The following is a 460-nucleotide window of genomic DNA, read 5'->3' on the forward strand; positions in this document are numbered from 1 at the left end:
GCGTTCCCCCTTCGTGGATGAAGGAATCCAGGGCGAGGGCATCACTTCGGTGGGGAGTGCAGGCTTCCCGGACGTTGACCGTGGAGAGGGCCGCCAGCGCACGCGCCGTCAGCTGCTGCGCCATGTCCCGGCGTTCGGGGTGCGCGGTGAGCGCCGCCTCCAGCTCGCCCGCGGAGCCGGACGCCGCCTTGGGGTGGGTACGCAGGACGCGTACGGCGTCCTGTATCTGGAGACCCTGGGCCCAGCGGTGGACGTGGCGGACGGTGCGGCCGTCGACGGCGGCCGCGTGCAGATAGCTGCGCAGCAGCAGTTCGGCGGTGTCGCCGAGCTGCTGGTCGAGCCGTGAGGTGGGGCGGACGGGGGCGAGGAGCGCCGCCGCGCGGGCGGTCGCCGTGTGCTTGTCCTCGCAGCCGGCGGTGGGCGACCAGTGGAGGCGGGCCGGGGTGTCGCAGAGGTGCGT

The 460-nt window shown here is 73.9% G+C and carries 1 pseudogene; it reads right to left on the reverse strand.

Going from position 1 to position 460, the window contains the following annotated elements:
• Positions 1-460 (reverse strand): annotated as a pseudogene (locus LPA54_RS38180) (type VI secretion protein); the annotation flags it as partial.

Origin of the sequence: Streptomyces sp. DH12, from assembly GCF_020873895.1 — a bacterium.
Lineage (GTDB): Bacteria > Actinomycetota > Actinomycetes > Streptomycetales > Streptomycetaceae > Streptomyces.